Below are 16627 nucleotides of genomic sequence, written 5' to 3'. Positions count from 1 at the left end.
CTCCTGCAACCGGCCACCCCCCGACGCCACCCAGGTCGGTGACGACGGAAAGCCGGCACCCGCCCTTTTCCGTTTCCTTCTCTTGATAACGGCGCGATACGTGCTCCATATCCGGCCTCAGCACAGTGGAGCTGATCTCGTTTCGAGGTGCCGAATCAATCCTGAGCCCCCACAGAGGTGAAAGACATGAGCATGGACCCGAAGAATGTCGTGCACGGGATCCTGGCCGAAGACCTGGAAGTGGACCCCGCGGAGATCACGGACAGCGCCCTGCTGCGCACCCTCGAACTGGATTCCCTCGCCATCGCCGAACTCATCGTGAGGATCAAGGAAGAGACGGGTGTGGACCTCGGCGGCGAGGAGACCCGGATAGCCGACCTCACGGTCGGGGACGTCGTCTCGCTGGCCGGCTCGGGGCTGGAAGCGGCGTGACCGAAGGACCCGTCGCCATCACCGGTGCCGGCCTGGTGACCCCGGCGGGCACCGACTCCGACACGACCTGGGAGGCGCTGTGCGCGGCCCGGTCCCTGGAGTCCGGTGACCCGGAGCCGCTGGCCGGCACCGGGGCGTGGCACAGCCTGCGCGTGCCGCCCCTGCGGCCGGGGCAGCTCACCGGGCGCGGCACCGCCCGCACCGACCCCTTCATCCGGTTCGCCCTGGCGGCGGTGGACGAGGCGTTGGTCCAGTCGGGTCTCGACCCGCGGAGCTGGGACGGCAGCCGGGTCGGCATCGTGGTGGGGTCCGCCTTCGGCGGGGTGACCACGCAGGAGGAGCAGCACCGGCGACTCCACCGCAACGGCCCCGAGATGGTCTCGCCGTACCTGCACCCCCGGTCACTGATCAACATGGCGGCGGGCACCCTCGGCGTGCGGTACGGGATCACCGGGCCCAGCCACACCGTGGCGGCCGCCTGCGCGTCGGGCGCCTCGGCGCTCGGCCTCGGCAAGACCCTGCTGGACGCCGGGATCTGCGACACGGTCATCGCCTGCGGCACCGACGCGGCCGTCACCCCCCTCGTGGTCTCCGGATTCGCCCGCACGGGCGCGCTCTCCGAACACAAGGGGCCCGACGCGTCACGGCCGTTCGCCGCGGACCGCGACGGCTTCGTCATCTCCGAGGGCGCGGCGGCCGTCGTCATGGAGAAACCGGCGAAGGCCCGCGCCCGGGGAGCCGGCGTACTGGGCCGGCTCCTCGGCTACGGCAGCACGTCCGACGCCTACCACCCCACGTCCCCCCGCCCCGACGGGGCGGGCGCCGCGGCCGCCGTGGAACAGGCACTGGCCGCGGCCCGCATGACAGCGCGGGACGTCACGACCGTCAACGCGCACGGCACCTCGACACCGCAGAACGACCAGAGCGAGGCCCGGCTCATCGCCCGCCTCTTCCCCCACCGGCCGTCCGTCACCGCGAACAAGGGGCTGCTCGGCCACACCCTCGGCGCGGCCGGCGCCATCGAGGCCGTGCTGACCCTGCGCAGCCTGCGCAGCGGCACCCTGCCGCCGATCGCGCACACCGAGCGGCCCGACGCCGACCTGCCCGAACTCGACCTGGTCCTCGGCAGCGCGCGCAGCCACGGCGGGACCGTCGCCGTGAGCACCTCCTTCGGATTCGGGGGCAGCAACTGCGCGCTGGTGCTGGACGCCTGACCCGGCACAGCCGCGCAGCCAGGAGACCCGTGCGACCCATCCCAGGAGAGCCCATGACGCAACACGAAGAAGAGCTGGCCCGTGTCCTGTCCGGGCCCGAGTTCGCCACCACCAGACCGGACGACGCAAGCGTTCTCGACTACAGCCTGCTGACGCTTCGCCGGGCGAAACTCCTCAACGGCGCCGGTCTCACGGCGAACTCCCACTGGCTGGGCCGCGGCGACAGCGCCCGCTTCCCCGACTTCCTGCGCACCATGGGCTGGATCGGCGCCTACGACCTGTCCCTGCTCAACGTCCTGGTCTCCCACCAGATCGCTGGCGACGCCCTGCTCAGCCACGCCGGGCAGCGACAACTGCGCTCCTACGGCCCGGAGATCGACCGCATGGCCAAGGTGTACTGCTTCGCCGGCTCCGAACTGCACGCCGGCTCGGATCTGAAGCAGGTGCGGACCACCGCCACCTACGACCCGCAGGACGGGACGCTGATCCTGAACACGCCCCGGCCCGCCGACAGCAAGGTGTGGATCGGCAACAGCCTGCACACCGGCGATGTGGCCATGGTGCTGAGCCGGCTGCAGGTCGGCGGACGGGACGAGGGCCATCACTGGATACGGGTTCCGCTGCGCGAAGGCGGCAGGGTGCTCCCCGGTGTGCGCATCGGCCGGGCCGAGCCGAAGGGCGGCGTCAGCGCCAACCAGACCGGCCTGCTCTCCTTCACGGACCACCGCCTGCCGCTCTCCGCCCTGATGAACCGCTGGGCGTCGATCGACGCGGACGGCACCTACCGCTCCCCGCTGCCGCGCCACCGCCGGTTCGAGGAATGCCTGGCGACCTTCACCCACGAGCGGCTCTTCCCGTCGGTGGGGGCCGCGTACGCACAGCTCCTCGCCTGCGCGATCACCACCCGTTTCGCGGCCGTCAAGCAGACCTTCGGCAGGCCGCTGATCGGCCACGAGCACTACCGCATGCGGCTGTCGACCGCCGCGGGCCGGTCCCTCGCCGCCCGGCACGCCATGGAGGCGCTGTCCGAGATCGCCCTCGCCCGCGCCGCACACGGAGCACCGGCCCGTGACCAGGTGCTGCACGCGCTGATCTCCTGCGGGAAGTCCGGATCCACCGGCGACGCCCGGCACACCCTCGCCGAGACGCGGGAACTGTGCGGCGGACTCGGATACCACGACGCGAACCAGATCACACCCCTGCTCCACGACTACGAGATCGCCGTCACCTTCGGCGGGGACAACACCGTCCTCGGCTACCAGGCGACCCGCTTCGCCCTGCGCCACCGCGAGGACTTCGACACCGTCCTCGACGAGGCGGTCGCCGCGGCCGGCGGCCTGGACGCCGCCCGCCGGCTGCGAGCCGTGTGCGACGTCCTGCTCGACCACGTCGAGCGGCACGGTCCGGGCGAGGCCAGCGCGCAGTGGACCCGCGCCGTCCACCAGACGCTGGCGATCGGCCACTGGGCGGCCCACGCCGAAACCCCCCTGTCCGAGCGCCTCCTCGGCCAGTACGCGGCAACCTGTGCGCTGGAGCACGCGCTCGCCGCGCTGAAGGCCGGCGTCCTCGACCAGGACGCGGTCCTGCGCCTCGAAGAGCTCCGCCACGAGGCCGCCGTCGCCGCCCTCGACGCAAGTGAACTCGTGCGGGAACTCGGCGTGCCCGAGGAACTGATCACCGCCCCCATCGCCCGCCACGACTTCGCCGAACTCCACACGGCCCTCGCCCACGCCGGGCCCGCCCCCGTGTCGGCGTCGTCCGCACCCTCGGAAGGAGGAGCCGCCCATGACCGCGGCGAATGACCGGGTCGGCGCCGTCGTCACCGGCCTGGGCACCTGCCTGCCCAAGACCGTCGTCACCAACGACGAGGTCTCGCGCCACCTCGACACGGAGCCCGCCTGGATCCACAGCCGTACCGGCATCGAACGGCGCCGCCGCGTCTCTCAGGGCACCGGCACGGGCGACCTCGCCGTCGCCGCCGGAGCCGCCGCACTGAAGTCGGCCGGCCGCGACGGCTGCGACCTCGTCCTGCTCGCGACCACGACGCCGGACCGGCGCTGCCCCGCGACCGCGCCCGGGGTGGCGTCCCGACTGGGCCTGGCGGCCGCGGCGTTCGACCTGTCCGCCGTCTGCTCCGGGTTCGTCTACGGGCTCACCGTGGCCTCCGCGATGATCACCGCAGGCGGCTGCGACCGGGCCCTGGTCATCGGCGCGGACGCCTACTCCTCGATCGTGGACCCCGACGACCGGACGACGGCCGTCGTGTTCGGCGACGGCGCGGGCGCCGTCCTGCTGGAGCGCGGCCGGACGAGCGACCCGGGCGCGGTGCTGCACACCGAACTCGGCAGCGACGGCACCGGGGACGACCTCATCACCATCCCACCGCACGGCGAGTACCTCACCATGCGGGGCAGCGACGTCTACAGCCGGGCCGTCACCACCATGACGGAATCCGCCCGCTCCGTCGCCGGGAAGGTGGGGTGGGACATGGCGGACGTCGACGCGTTCGTCGGCCACCAGGCGAACATCCGCATCCTCAAGTCGGTGGCCAAACGCCTCGGCCTGCCCTCGGAGCGGGTGATCTCGAACATCGCCGACGTGGGCAACACGGCCGCTGCCTCCATCCCCCTCGCCCTGGCCGACGCGGCCGCCGAAGGACGTATCGGCACCGGGGACCGCCTGGTCCTGACCGCCTTCGGCGGCGGCCTCACCTGGGGCTCCGCCGCCGTCGTCTGGTCCGGCGCGAAACCCGTCCGGGAGGTGAGGGGCTGATGGCGCCGAAGGTGCGGATCACGGTCGTCGGGGCGGGCATCGGCGGACTCGCCGCCGCCCTCGCCCTGACCCGCAAGGGCCACCAGGTACGGGTGCACGAGCAGGCGCCCGAACTCAAGGAGGCCGGCGTGGGCATGCACCTCGGCCCCAACGGCAGCCGCATCCTGCAGCGCTGGGGCCTCGGCGAGCGGCTGCGGGCGAGCGCCGTGCGGCCCGCCGCGATGGAGGTACGGGAGTGGTCCGGCGGGACCACCCTGGTGCGCCGTCCGATGGGCGAGGAGTGGCTCGCCGAGTTCGGGGCGCCCTACTACACGGTCCACCGCGCCGATCTGCACACCATGCTCGCCGAGGCGCTCCCCCCGGGCACGGTGCGGGTGGGACACCGGCTCGAACGGTTCACCGACACCGGCGAGGTGGTCCGGCTGGAGTTCGCCGACGAAACCACCGCCGAGACCGACGTCCTCATCGGCGCCGACGGAGTCCACTCGGTGGTGCGCCGGGCCGTCGCCGGACCCGACACCGCCGTCTTCTCCGGCCAGAGCGCGTTCCGGGGACTCATCGCACGCGACCAGGTCCCGGGCCTGCCCGGCGACACCCTGCTCCTGTGGGCGGGCCCCGACGCCCGCCTGCTGGTCTACCCGGTGCGCGGCGGGCGGTTCCTCACCTTCGTGGCCGTCGTTCCCGACCCGCACCGGCGCCTGGAGTCCTGGAGCGAGCCGGGCGACCTCGACACCCTCGACGCGGTCTTCAGCGGCTGGAACCCCGACGTCAAGTCGCTGATCGCCGCGGTGCGCGAGACGCGGCGCTGGGCGCTGTACGACCGTGAGCCGCTCACCCGCTGGAGCCACGGCGCGGTGACCCTCCTCGGCGACGCGGCCCACCCGATGCTGCCCCACCACGGCCAGGGCGTCAGCCAGGCCGTCGAGGACGCGGCGGTCCTCGCCCACTGCCTCGACGCGCTGGACGGCGCCGCACCCGCCACCGGCGCCACGCGACGGCGCATCGCGGACGCACTGCGCTCCTACGAAGCCGTCCGCAGGCCGCACACCACCCGGGTCCAGCTCGGTTCCCGCGGCGGCGGCTCCCAGCGGCTGCGGCCCGACGAGGACGGCAAGGCCTCCACGGGCACGATGTCGTCCCTGGTCCAGGACGTGTCCTGGATCCAGCGCCACGACGCCGAAGCCGACCTGCCGCCCCTGCCCGACCGGCCGCACTGACCGGCCGCCCCAGAACCCGGCGCCCCGCCCGCCGGCGCACCACCGCTCTCGTACCACGCGCACGTCCGACCTGTCCGCACGAGAGATCCAAGGGGACCTCCATGCCGAACCACCTCGGCCGCAGACGGCTGCTGTCCACGACCGCCGGCACCGCCGCCGCTCTCGGCCTCGGAGCCGGCGGCCTCGGCCTCCTCACCGCCGCCCCCGCCCGCGCCGCCGAACCGGCCGCCGCCCGCCACGGCGGCGACCTCCCGGACGTACCCGGCATGCTGGGCGACCGCAGGGCCAACGAACTGTGGTACCTCTTCGACGAAACCACGCTCTACAACGTGGCGCCGGAGCTGGAGCAGGCCTACACCGACATCGCCACCGCCCTCGGCGACAAGTGGGAACGAGCCATCTTCGACACCTGGATGGCCATGGCCAGGACCAGTGACTACCCCAACAACTTCATCGAGTACGTCACCCCGATCAAACAGCCCCTCCAGGTGCTCTCCAAGGCGCAGCTCGGCGCCTTCGACAGCCTCTACAGGCCGTACGGCCGCGGACTCGTGGGCGCCTTCGCCGACTTCGCCCAGGGCGTGCTCTACGACCCCCGCCGCGCCCGCCCGGTGCACACCATGAACGGCAACCCGCCCCCCGGCTACCACATCTGGTTCATCTTCATGCGGGCCATGATGCTGCTGGACGTCGACCGGCCGCGCTGGGAGCGGATCGCCCCCCTCAACGCGATGGCCTGGGCCCTGCAGACCATCGCCAAGCCCACCCAGATGGAGGTCAAGGAGCCGCTGCCGCGCGACGTCGTGGCCCGCGAGGCGGCGAAGTGGCTGCCGCGCAGCGTGTGCCAACTGGACCGTGACTTCCTGTCCTACCCGCGGCCCGAAGGCATGAGCTGACGGACGACCAGGGCCCAGGAGGAGACACCATGCGTACAGGAATCTGGCTGGTGGGCGCACGCGGGTCGGTGGCGACGACGACCGTCGTCGGCGCTGCCGCGCTGCGTGCGGGACTGGTCCCGGCCACCGGATGTGTGAGCGCCCTCGAACCGTTTTACGAGGTGCCCCTGCCCGGCTTCGACGACCTGGTCTTCGGCGGACACGACGTCGTCGACACAGACCTGGTCAAGCGGGCCGAGCAGCTCGCCGAGGCGGGTGTCGTCCCGCACGGTCTGCCCGGCGTCCTGGGGACCGAACTCGCCGCGGCCGACGCCGAGATCAGACCCGCCCCGCCCGGCACCGAGACCGGCGACCAGTCCGCGGCCGCCGAGGCGCTCACCGCCGACCTCACCGGGTTCCGCGAACGCCTGGGCCTGGACCGGGTCGTCGTGGTGAACGTCTCCTCCACACAGCCTCCGGCCGTGCCGCATCCCGGCCACGCCTCGCTGTCCGCGCTGCGGGACGCCCTGGCCCGCGGCGAGCGGCCGCTGCCCGTCAGCTCCCTGTACGCCTACGCGGCGCTGCGGGCCGGCTGCGCCTACGTCGACTTCACCCCCTCGACGGGGGCGCGCCTGCCCGCCCTGGACGAACTCGCCAGGGAACAGGGCCTGCCGTACGCGGGCAGCGACGGCAAGACCGGAGAGACCCTGGTCAAGTCGGTGCTCGCGCCGATGTTCGCCCGGCGCGCGCTGCGGGTGCGCTCCTGGTCCGGCACCAATCTGCTCGGCGGCGGCGACGGAGCCACCCTCGCCGACCCGCAGCGGGTCGTCAGCAAGAGCGAGTCCAAGGGCCTGGTCCTGGAAGCCGTGCTCGGCGGGCCCGTGGAGGGTGGTGTGCACATCCACCACGTCCCCGACCTGGGGGAGTGGAAGACCGCCTGGGACCACGTCACGTTCGAGGGGTTCCTCGGCGCCCGCATGTCCCTGCAGTTCACCTGGCAGGGCTGCGACTCCTCACTGGCGGCGCCGCTCGTCCTGGACCTGGCCCGGTTCATGGCCCTCGCGCACCGGAGCGGCGCCGTGGGACCGGTGCCGGAACTGGGCTTCTTCTTCAAGGACCCGGTCGCCGCCACCGAGCACGACCTCGCGGCGCAGTACACCACCCTGGTCCACTGGGTGCAGACGGCGGGGGCGGCGACGTGACGGCGCTGCCACGGCCGCACGACCTTGCCCGTCTGGTCCGGGCCCCCGCCGCGCTGTCCGTCCCCGGCGACATCCTCGCCGGCGCGGCGGCGGCGCGGGTGCCGCTGTCCCCCTCCCTGCTGGGCACGGTCGCCTCCTCCGTCTGCCTGTACTGGGCCGGAATGGCACTCAACGACTACGCGGACCGCGAACTCGACGCCGTCGAGCGGCCCGAACGCCCCCTGCCCAGCGGCGCCGTCACCCCGGCCGCCGCCCTCGCGGTCGCCGCGGGCCTCACCGCGGCGGGCCTCGGCCTCGCGGCCCTCGCACGCGGTCGCCGGGGCCTGGCGACCGCGCTGCCCCTGGCCGGCGTCGTCTGGGCGTACGACCTCGCCCTCAAACCCACTGCGGCCGGCGCCGCGGCCATGGCGACGGCCCGCGCGCTGAACGTGCTGGCCGGGGCCGGACCCGGCGGACTGCGCCGGGCCCTGCCCGCCGCGGCCACCATCGCTGTGCACACCGGCATGGTCACGCGGCTGAGCCGGTACGAGGTCGGCGGCGCACCCCGGTCGATGCCCTTGCAGTCACTGGCCGTCGGCGGCGCGATCAGCGCCTGCGTCCTGCTGCGCGGACGCCGGCGGCCGCCCCTGGACCGGGCCGCCGCCGCCCTGCTCACGGCGGTGTACGCGGGCGACGGCACACGGGCCCAGCTTCGCCGCCGCCCGCACTCCCTCGTCGCTGCGCGTCCGGCAGGCCGTGGCCGCCGGCATCCACGGACTGATCCCCCTGCAGGCGGCGCTGACCGCGACCGCCGGCCGGGGCGCCGCGGGCGCCGCGCTGGCCGGGGTGTTCCCGTGGGCCCGCCGCCTCGGCAGAAAGGTGTCCCCCACATGACCGCCACGACGAGATTCGGCTACGGCACCAACGGCTTCGGCGACCACCCCCTGGAGGACGCCCTGGCCGTCCTCGCCGACCTCGGCTACCAGGGCGTCGGCCTCACCCTGGACCCCCGCCACCTCGACCCGTTCGCCGACGACCTGCCACGGCGGCTCGGGCGGCTGGCGAAGCTGCTCGACCGGCTCGGCCTCGCCGTCGTCATCGAGACCGGCGGCCGCTATGTGCTGGACCCCTGGCGCAAGCACCAGCCGGTGCTGATGTCCCCCCAGGGCGCGCAGCGCAGGGTCGACCTCCTGCTGCGGGCGGTACGGATCGCGGCCGAACTCGGCGCCGAATCGGTGTCCTTCTGGAGCGGCACCGCCCCCGCCGGCACCCCCGAACAGACCGTCTGGGACCGGCTCCTCGCCGGCTGCGCCACGGTCGTCGAGGCCGCCGAGAACGCCGGGGTCACCCTCGGCTTCGAGCCCGAGCCCGGCATGTTCATCGACACCCTCGACGCCTACGACGAGCTGCACCGGCGACTCGACGGCCCGCGCGCCCTCGGCCTCACCCTGGACATCGGGCACTGCCGCTGCCTGGAACCGCGACCGGTGGCCGACTGCGTACGACGCTCGGCGGACCGCCTGGTGAACGTGCAGATCGAGGACATGCGCCGCGGCACCCATGAACACCTGGAGTTCGGCAGCGGCGAGATCGACTTCCCGCCGGTCCTGTCCGCGCTGGCCGACACCGGCTACCAGGGGCTGGTCTGCGTGGAACTGCCCCGGCACAGCCACGCCGCCCCGGACGTGGCCCGGCGCTCCCTGGACTTCCTGCGCGCCGCCGAGACCCGGGCCCGCGCGGCGGCACGGGGAGCGGCCGCGTGAGCGCCCGCGGACCCGGCACGACGGCCGACGAGCTCGCCGCCGCACTGCCGCAGTCCGCCGCCGGCTGGCTCGCACAGGCGCAAGCTGCCGTACGGGCCGATCCGGGGGCCGTCGACGCCCTCTTCGCGGTCGCCGCACGCCGCTGCGGTCGCGCCGTCCTGCGCGTCGGGCCCGCGGCCGGGCCCGCCTGGAGCGCCGACGACGCCGTACGCGCACTGCTGCTCGTCGCGCTCCCACCGCGCGGGGCCGATCCGGCGGTCGTCGCGGAGCGCCTGTACCGCACCGGGGACACGGCCGAACGGCGGGCCGTCCTGCGGTCGCTGCCGCTGCTCGACGCCGCCGGTGACCTCGGTGACCGGGGGCTGGCGCTGGTCGAGGACGCCGTCCGGTCCAACGACCCCCGGCTGATCGCCGCGGCCCTCGGCCCCTACGGCGGACGCCGTCTTGCGGCACCCGCCTTCCGCCAGGCCGTCCTCAAATGCGTGTTCGTCGGCATCCCGCTGGCCGCGGTGGCCGGCCTCGACGAGCGGGCCGACGCCGAACTCGGCCGGATGATGGCCGACTTCGCCGACGAGCGGCGCGCCGCGGGCAGGCAGGTCCCGCCCGACGTCCTGCACCATCTGCACACCCACCCCGCACCGACGGAGGCCACGGCGTGACGCGCATCTTCGATCCGCACATCCACATGACGTCCCGCACCACCGACGACTACGAGGCGATGGCGGCGGCCGGGGTCCGTGCGCTGGTGGAACCCGCCTTCTGGCTGGGCCAGCCCCGCACCGGCGTCAGTTCGTTCACCGACTACTTCGACTCGCTCCTGGGCTGGGAGCCCCACCGCGCCGAGCAGTTCGGCATCCGGCACCACTGCGCGCTGGCACTGAACCCCAAGGAGGCCAACGACCCCCGGCTGGCCGAGGTCCTCGACGTACTGCCGCGCTACCTGGTCAAGGACCGGGTGGTGGCCGTCGGCGAGATCGGCTACGACTCCATGACGCCGCAGGAGGACAAGGCGTTCGCCCTCCAACTGCAACTCGCCGTCGAGCACGGACTCCCCGTCCTGGTGCACACCCCCCACCGCGACAAACGCAACGGCACCCGCCGCACCCTCGACGTCGTCCGTGAGTCCGGCATCGACCCCGCCCGGGTCGTCGTGGACCACCTCAACGAGGTGACGGTGCGCGACGTCGCGGACAGCGGCTGCTGGATGGGCTTCTCCATCTACCCCGACACCAAGATGAGCGAGGACCGCATGGTCGCGCTGCTGCGGGAGTACGGCACCGAGCGGATGCTCGTCAACTCCGCCGCCGACTGGGGCCGGAGCGACCCGCTGAAGACACGGCGCACCGCCGACGCCATGCTCGCCGACGGGTTCGGCCGGGACGACGTCGACCAGGTGCTGTGGCGCAATCCGGTCGCCTTCTACGGCCGGAGCGGCCGGCTCGAACTCGACGGCCCCGACGATCCGTCCGCCGTACCGGCCGAGTTCGAGGGCAGCTCGATCCGACGCGGGCAGAGGTGACCCGACGTGCGCCTCCGGCACGCCGACGGCACCACCGTCCACCTGGCGTACTGCACCAACGTGCACGCGGCCGAGGACCTCGACGGGGTCCTCGGCCAGCTGGCCCGCTACGGGGAGCCGGTGCGCCGGCGCCTCGGCGCCGACCGGATCGGCCTCGGACTGTGGCTGGCCGCCCCGGTCGTGACGGCCCTGGCCGGCGACCGTCAGGCCCTCGAAAAACTCCGCAAGGAACTGGACCTGCGCGGCATCGAGGTCGTCACCCTCAACGCCTTCCCCTACGCGGGCTTCCACGCCCCGACCGTCAAGAAGGCGGTGTACCGGCCGGACTGGACACAGCGGACCCGCCTCGAGCACACCCTGGCCTGTGCCCGCGTCCTGGCCGAGCTGCTGCCGGCCGACGCGGCCCGCGGCTCCGTCTCGACCCTGCCGCTGGCCTGGCGCGAACCGTGGTCGCCCGAGCGCGGCGACCTCGCCCGGCGCCACCTCGACCTGCTGGCCGGCGGCCTCGCCGACCTCGCCGCGACCAGTGGGCGCACGGTCCGCGTCGGCTTCGAACCGGAGCCGGGATGCCTGATCGAGACGACCGAGCAGGCGGTCCGGCTGCTCGCCGCCGCCGACCCCGAGTGGCTGGGCGTCTGCGTGGACACCTGCCATCTCGCCGTCGCCTTCGAGGAACCCGGCCCCGCCATCGCCCGGCTGGCCGCCGCCCTGCCCGTCGTCAAGACCCAGGCCTCCTGCGCCGTCCACGCCGACCGGCCGGCCGACCCGGCCGCCCGCGCCGCGCTCGAAGGCTTCGCCGAGCGGCGGTTCCTCCACCAGACACGGGAAGCGGCCCCGGACGGCCCCCTGGCCGTGGACGACCTGCCGCAGGCGCTCGACGGCGCGCTGCCCGGCGACGCGGCATGGCGGATCCACTACCACGTACCCGTGCAGCGGGACCTGCCGCCGCCCCTGCGCAGCACCCGCCCCGAACTGGTGGCCGCGCTGGCCGCGCTGCTCGGCGGGCCGACCGCGCTCACCGACCACGTCGAGGTCGAGACCTACACCTGGCCGGTGCTGCCGGGCGCCCCTGCCGACAGCGTGCTCGTCGACGGCATCGCCGGTGAACTCGCCTGGACCCGCGACATCTTGACCGCCCTCGGCCTGAAGGAGGAGAACGCATCGTGAAGCGCCTGCTCGTACTGGACGTCGTGGGCCTCACCCCACGGCTCCTGCGCCATATGCCGCACCTCGCGGCGCTGCGCGACGGCGGCTTCGGCGCCCGCCTGGACACCGTCCTGCCCGCGGTCACCTGCTCGGTGCAGTCCACCCTGCTGACGGGGCAGCCGCCGGCGGGCCACGGCATCGTCGGCAACGGCTGGTACTTCCGCGAACTCGGCGAGGTACTGCTGTGGCGCCAGCACAACCGGCTCGTCGGCGGCGAGAAGATCTGGCAGGCGGCCCGCGCACTGCGGCCCGGCTACACCGTCGCCAACGTCTGCTGGTGGTACGCGATGGGAGCCGACGTCGACTGGACCGTCACCCCCCGGCCGGTGTACTACGCCGACGGCCGCAAGGAGCCCGACTGCTACACCCAGCCGCCCTCGCTCCACGCGGAGCTGACCGAACGCCTGGGCCGCTTCCCGCTGTTCCGCTACTGGGGGCCCACCGCCGACATCGTCTCCTCCCGCTGGATCGTCGACGTCGCCCGCCACCTGCAGCGCACCCACAGACCCGACCTGAACCTGGTGTACGTGCCGCACCTCGACTACGACCTCCAGCGGTACGGCCCGCACAGCCACCGAGCCCGCCGCGCCGCCGCCGAACTGGACCGGACCCTCGCACCGCTGCTCGACGACGCCCGCCGCGACGGCATCACCGTCGTGGTGCTGAGCGAGTACGGCATCACCCCCGTCAGCACCCCCGTCCACATCAACCGGGCGTTGCGGCGGGCCGGTCTGCTCACCGTGCACACCCAGGACGGCATGGAGTACCTGGATCCGTGGACGTCCCGGGCCTTCGCCGTCGCCGATCACCAGGTGGCGCACGTCTACGTACGCGACCTGGCCGACCGGCCCCGTGTCGCCGAACTGCTGCACGGCCTCGACGGCGTGGCGCAGGTGCTCGACGAGACCGGCAAGAAGGAGCACGGCCTCGACCACGAGCGCGCCGGTGAACTCGTCGCGGTCGCCGCGCCGCAGGCCTGGTTCACGTACTACTACTGGCTGGACGACGCACGGGCCCCGGACTTCGCCCGCACCGTCGACATCCACCGCAAGCCCGGCTACGACCCGGCGGAACTGCGCTTCGACCACAACGACAAGAAGGCCAGGCTCCGCGCGGCCGCCGCCCTGGCCCGCAAGAAGCTGGGCCTGCGCTACACCATGAACGTCATCCCGCTGGACCCCTCCCGGGTGCGCGGCAGCCACGGACGGCTCCCCGACGACCCCCGGGACGCACCCGTGCTGCTCGTCTCCGACCCCGGGGCGCGTCGCCGGGACGCCGTCGCCGCGACGGAGGTCAAGGACCTGCTCCTGGAACTGGCGGAGCTGACGGAGCCGGCCAACTGACCCGAAACCTTCGGAACACACCTGCTGAACGCCGCAACCAGAAATTCCCGCTCATGCTCGGTCGATACGCGGCTGATAACGCGCCGACATAACGTCCGGAATGCACACGAGACACCCGTGGACGGAGGCTCTGCAAATATGGCTGCGAATGCCGAACAACCGGCTCCGCGCTACGACGTGACACTGGAACCGTCGGATGCGGAAATCGTCGAGGAAATAGCCTGGAAACTCGCCGCCCAGGCGACCGGACGCCCGGACGACATCGAATGGGTCGAGGCCGCCAGGAACTCATGGCACGAATTGCCGGTCGCCCTGCGCAGAACCCTCGCCGCGTTCCGTCGGGATTCCGGGCCCGACGGCGGGCTGCTGCTGCGCGGGCTGCCCGTCGACGCCCTGGGCCTGCCGCCGACCCCCAGCGTCAACGGCTCCGTACAGCGCGAACCCGCACTGGGCGCCGCCGTCCTGCTGATGATCGCCTGCGGTCTGGGCGACCCCGGCGCGTTCCGGCCCGAGAAGGGCGGTGCCCTCGTCCAGGACGTCGTGCCCGTCCCGGGCATGGAGGAGTTCCAGGGCAACGCCGGCTCGACGCGGCTGACCTTCCACATCGAGAACGCCTTCCACGAGCACCGCCCCGACTTCGTGATGCTGCTGTGCCTGAGGGCCGACCCCACGGGCCGCGCCGGCCTGCGCACAGCCAGCATCCGGCAGGTGCTCCCGCTGCTCTCCGAGGACGCCCTGCGCACCCTGTGGGCCCCGGAGTTCATCACCGCGCCGCCGCCCTCCTTCACCATGGGCGACGTCGAGGAGGCGCCCGCCCCGGTCCTCACCGGTGACCCCTCGGACCCCGACATCCGGGTCGACCTGGCGGCCACCGAGCCGGTCACCCCAGGTGCCGCCGACGCCCTGCGCGAACTGCAGGACCACTTCGACGCCACCGCCGCCACCCACCGCCTCGGACCGGGAGAGCTGGCGATCGTCGACAACCGCGTCACCGTCCACGGCCGTACCGAGTTCACCCCCCGCTACGACGGCACCGACCGCTGGCTGCAGCGCACCTTCGTGATGACCGATCTGCGCCGCTCCCGCGCGATGCGCCCGGCCGACGGCTATGTGCTCGAAGACCTGGCGCAGCCCGCCTGACCGGCGAATCCCCCGCAGCGAAACAGGAGTTGGAGTCCGATGACGAGCACGCAGACCAGGGAGCGGCCCCCCGCTCCGCGCGCCGGGGTGGCGATCACGCCGAAGCCGGAGCCACCCGCCCCACCGGCCCGGAAGGTCGGACTGCGCTCCCTGTTCCCCTATCTCCAGGGCCACTGGCCGACCCTGGGGATCGTGGCAGTGCTCTCCCTGGCCGTGACCCTCCTCACCCTCAGCCAGCCGGTGCTGACCCGTGACGTGCTGGCCGACATCGAGGCGGACAAGCCGGTGGGCCGGCTGGTGGCGCTGCTCATCGGCGTCCTCATCGTGGTGGCCGTGCTCAGCGGGGTGCGCGACTACATGCTGCAGCGGGCGGCCGAGGGCCTCGTCCTCACCGCCCGCCGGCGCCTGGTGGCCCGGCTGCTCCGGCTGCCCATCACCGAGTACGACCAGCGCCGCACCGGAGACCTGCTCTCCCGCGTCGGCGCCGACACCACACTGCTGCGCGCGGTGGTCACCTCGGGCCTGTTCGACACCGTGACCAACGTGGTCATGGTCGGCGGCTCCGCGGTCATGATGTGCCTGATCGACCCCACCCTCTTCGCGGCCACCGCCGTCGGCCTCGGCCTCGGCGTCGTCGCGGTCGTCGGGCTCTCCCGCAGGGTGCGCGGAGCGTCCCGGGACGCCCAGGACCGCATCGGGGAGATGACGTCCGCCGTGGAGCGGGCCATCTCCGCCGTCCGCACGATCCGCGCCAGCGGCGCCGAAGAGCGCGAGGCACACGCCGTCGACGGCTACGCCAAGGACGCCTACACCGCCGGAATGCGCATCGCCAAGCTCCAGGCGATGATCAACCCGATCACCTCCACCACCATCCAGGTGGCGTTCCTCGTCGTCCTCGGCCTCGGCGGCGCCCGGGTGGCCGGCGGCGCGATCCAGGTCGGTGACATGGTCGCGTTCGTGCTCTTCCTGTTCATGCTCTGGTTCCCCCTCGGCCGCGCGCTGACCGCCTACTCCCGGCTCCAGTCCGGGCTCGGCGCCCTGCAGCGCATCGAGGAGATGGTGGACCTGCCGCAGGAGACCGACACCGCCGCCGCGGCCGGCGGCGCCACCGCACCCGGCACCCCCAGGACGCCGCCCGGCGGCGCGCTCTCGGTGCGCGAACGGACCCGGCCCGAGGCCGACACCGGCGCCGCACGGCCCCCCGCCATCGAGTTCGACCGGGTCAGCTTCGGCTACGCAGGCGGCGAGAAAGTCCTGCGGGACGTGTCCCTCACGGTCCCCCGAGGCACCCGCACCGCCCTGGTCGGCCCGTCCGGAGCGGGCAAGTCCACCCTGCTGTCGCTGGTGGAACGGTTCTACGACGTCACCGCGGGCGCCGTGAAGGTCGGCGGGATCGACGTACGCGACCTGCCGCGCCGCGAACTGCGCCACAGCCTCGGCTATGTCGAGCAGTCGGCGCCGGTCCTCGCCGGAACCGTCCGCGACAACCTCTCCCTGGCCTCGCCCGACGCCACCGACCAGGACATGCGGGAGGTGCTGCGCTCGGTCAACCTCGAAGAGGTGATCATGCGGGCGCCGCTCGGCCTCGACACCCAGGTCGGGGAGGGCGGCGTCCTGCTGTCCGGCGGGGAACGCCAACGCCTCGCCCTGGCCCGCACGTTCCTTGCCGCGCCGCCGATCATGCTGCTCGACGAGGCGACCAGCAACCTCGACGCCCGCAACGAGGCCCTCATGCGGAACGCCATCGGCACGGTCACCGCCGACCGGACCCTGCTCGTGGTCGCCCACCGGCTCTCCACCGTCGTGGACAGCGACCAGATCGTGGTCCTCGAACACGGCGAGGTCGTCGCCGCGGGCCGGCACGACGAACTGACCGGCAGCAGCCCCCTCTACCGCGAACTCGCCAGCCACCAACTGCTCATCGAGTGACCCGAACCACACCACGACGAAAAAGGGGCCTCCCGG

Annotated in this window: 14 protein-coding genes and 1 pseudogene; all 15 read left to right on the top strand. The window is 73.4% G+C overall.

Features of this window, described 5'->3' with window-relative positions:
- Positions 1-186: 186 nt before the first annotated feature.
- The 15 genes and pseudogenes from P1P70_RS09420 (at position 187) to P1P70_RS09350 (ending at position 16591) form a co-directional block, all read left to right on the top strand.
- A complete protein-coding gene (locus P1P70_RS09420; RefSeq protein WP_319236148.1) occupies positions 187-432 on the top strand; it encodes a phosphopantetheine-binding protein in 246 nt (81 codons plus the stop codon).
- A complete protein-coding gene (locus P1P70_RS09415) occupies positions 429-1646 on the top strand; it encodes a beta-ketoacyl-[acyl-carrier-protein] synthase family protein (protein ID WP_319236146.1) in 1218 nt (405 codons plus the stop codon). The genes P1P70_RS09420 and P1P70_RS09415 overlap by 4 nt, the downstream gene beginning before the upstream one ends.
- Before the next feature lie 53 nt (positions 1647-1699).
- On the top strand, positions 1700-3448 hold the full coding sequence (locus P1P70_RS09410; protein ID WP_319236144.1) for an acyl-CoA dehydrogenase family protein: 1749 nt from the start codon (positions 1700-1702) through the stop codon (positions 3446-3448).
- Positions 3432-4418: a beta-ketoacyl-ACP synthase III gene (locus tag P1P70_RS09405; RefSeq protein WP_319236142.1), complete on the top strand. Its 987-nt coding sequence runs from the start codon at positions 3432-3434 to the stop codon at positions 4416-4418. Before P1P70_RS09410 ends, P1P70_RS09405 begins: the two co-directional genes overlap by 17 nt.
- Positions 4418-5635, top strand: coding sequence for an FAD-dependent monooxygenase (locus tag P1P70_RS09400; RefSeq protein WP_319236140.1), 1218 nt, complete (start codon positions 4418-4420; stop codon positions 5633-5635). The genes P1P70_RS09405 and P1P70_RS09400 overlap by 1 nt, the downstream gene beginning before the upstream one ends.
- 101 nt (positions 5636-5736) lie before the next feature.
- The gene (locus P1P70_RS09395; RefSeq protein ID WP_319236138.1) at positions 5737-6531 is read left to right on the top strand and encodes a hypothetical protein; all 795 of its coding nucleotides are present in this window, start codon (positions 5737-5739) and stop codon (positions 6529-6531) included.
- A 29-nt stretch (positions 6532-6560) separates the two neighbouring features.
- On the top strand, positions 6561-7712 hold the full coding sequence (locus P1P70_RS09390) for an inositol-3-phosphate synthase (RefSeq protein ID WP_319236137.1): 1152 nt from the start codon (positions 6561-6563) through the stop codon (positions 7710-7712).
- A pseudogene (locus P1P70_RS45720) lies at positions 7709-8347 on the top strand (SCO3242 family prenyltransferase); the annotation flags it as partial. The gene P1P70_RS09390 and the pseudogene P1P70_RS45720, both read left to right, overlap by 4 nt.
- A 234-nt stretch (positions 8348-8581) precedes the next feature.
- Complete coding sequence (locus P1P70_RS09380) at positions 8582-9454, top strand: sugar phosphate isomerase/epimerase family protein (RefSeq protein WP_319236152.1); 873 nt, start codon at positions 8582-8584, stop codon at positions 9452-9454.
- On the top strand, positions 9451-10113 hold the full coding sequence (locus tag P1P70_RS09375) for an EboA domain-containing protein (RefSeq protein ID WP_319236136.1): 663 nt from the start codon (positions 9451-9453) through the stop codon (positions 10111-10113). Before P1P70_RS09380 ends, P1P70_RS09375 begins: the two co-directional genes overlap by 4 nt.
- Positions 10110-10973, top strand: a complete 864-nt coding sequence (locus tag P1P70_RS09370) for a TatD family hydrolase (RefSeq protein ID WP_319236135.1) — start codon at positions 10110-10112, stop codon at positions 10971-10973. The genes P1P70_RS09375 and P1P70_RS09370 overlap by 4 nt, the downstream gene beginning before the upstream one ends.
- Positions 10974-10979: 6 nt before the next feature.
- A complete protein-coding gene (eboE, locus tag P1P70_RS09365; protein WP_319236133.1) occupies positions 10980-12140 on the top strand; it encodes a metabolite traffic protein EboE in 1161 nt (386 codons plus the stop codon).
- Complete coding sequence (locus P1P70_RS09360) at positions 12137-13522, top strand: alkaline phosphatase family protein (protein ID WP_319236131.1); 1386 nt, start codon at positions 12137-12139, stop codon at positions 13520-13522. Before eboE ends, P1P70_RS09360 begins: the two co-directional genes overlap by 4 nt.
- 138 nt (positions 13523-13660) lie before the next feature.
- Positions 13661-14662 (top strand): clavaminate synthase family protein, encoded by a 1002-nt coding sequence (locus P1P70_RS09355; RefSeq protein WP_319236129.1) that lies wholly within the window; start codon positions 13661-13663, stop codon positions 14660-14662.
- Between the two features lie 39 nt (positions 14663-14701).
- Entirely contained in the window at positions 14702-16591 is a 1890-nt protein-coding gene (locus tag P1P70_RS09350; protein WP_319236128.1) for an ABC transporter ATP-binding protein, read from the top strand.
- The last annotated feature ends 36 nt before the right edge of the window (positions 16592-16627 follow it).

The organism is Streptomyces sp. MB09-02B (assembly GCF_033794485.1).
Classification (GTDB): Bacteria; Actinomycetota; Actinomycetes; order Streptomycetales; family Streptomycetaceae; genus Streptomyces.
The sequence above is the reverse complement of the archived record's forward strand: the minus strand, read 5'-3'. Positions and strand labels throughout refer to the sequence as shown.

Bases quoted from the DNA above. Each gene is read 5' to 3' on its own strand.
- P1P70_RS09410 (WP_319236144.1), top strand. From the start codon at position 1,700: ATGACGCAACACGAAGAAGAGCTGGCCCGTGTCCTGTCCGGGCCCGAG.
- P1P70_RS09390 (WP_319236137.1), top strand. From the start codon at position 6,561: ATGCGTACAGGAATCTGGCTGGTGGGCGCACGCGGGTCGGTGGCGACG.
- P1P70_RS09420 (WP_319236148.1), top strand. From the start codon at position 187: ATGAGCATGGACCCGAAGAATGTCGTGCACGGGATCCTGGCCGAAGAC.
- P1P70_RS09355 (WP_319236129.1), top strand. From the start codon at position 13,661: ATGGCTGCGAATGCCGAACAACCGGCTCCGCGCTACGACGTGACACTG.
- P1P70_RS09400 (WP_319236140.1), top strand. From the start codon at position 4,418: ATGGCGCCGAAGGTGCGGATCACGGTCGTCGGGGCGGGCATCGGCGGA.
- P1P70_RS09380 (WP_319236152.1), top strand. From the start codon at position 8,582: ATGACCGCCACGACGAGATTCGGCTACGGCACCAACGGCTTCGGCGAC.
- P1P70_RS09350 (WP_319236128.1), top strand. From the start codon at position 14,702: ATGACGAGCACGCAGACCAGGGAGCGGCCCCCCGCTCCGCGCGCCGGG.
- P1P70_RS09405 (WP_319236142.1), top strand. From the start codon at position 3,432: ATGACCGCGGCGAATGACCGGGTCGGCGCCGTCGTCACCGGCCTGGGC.
- P1P70_RS09395 (WP_319236138.1), top strand. From the start codon at position 5,737: ATGCCGAACCACCTCGGCCGCAGACGGCTGCTGTCCACGACCGCCGGC.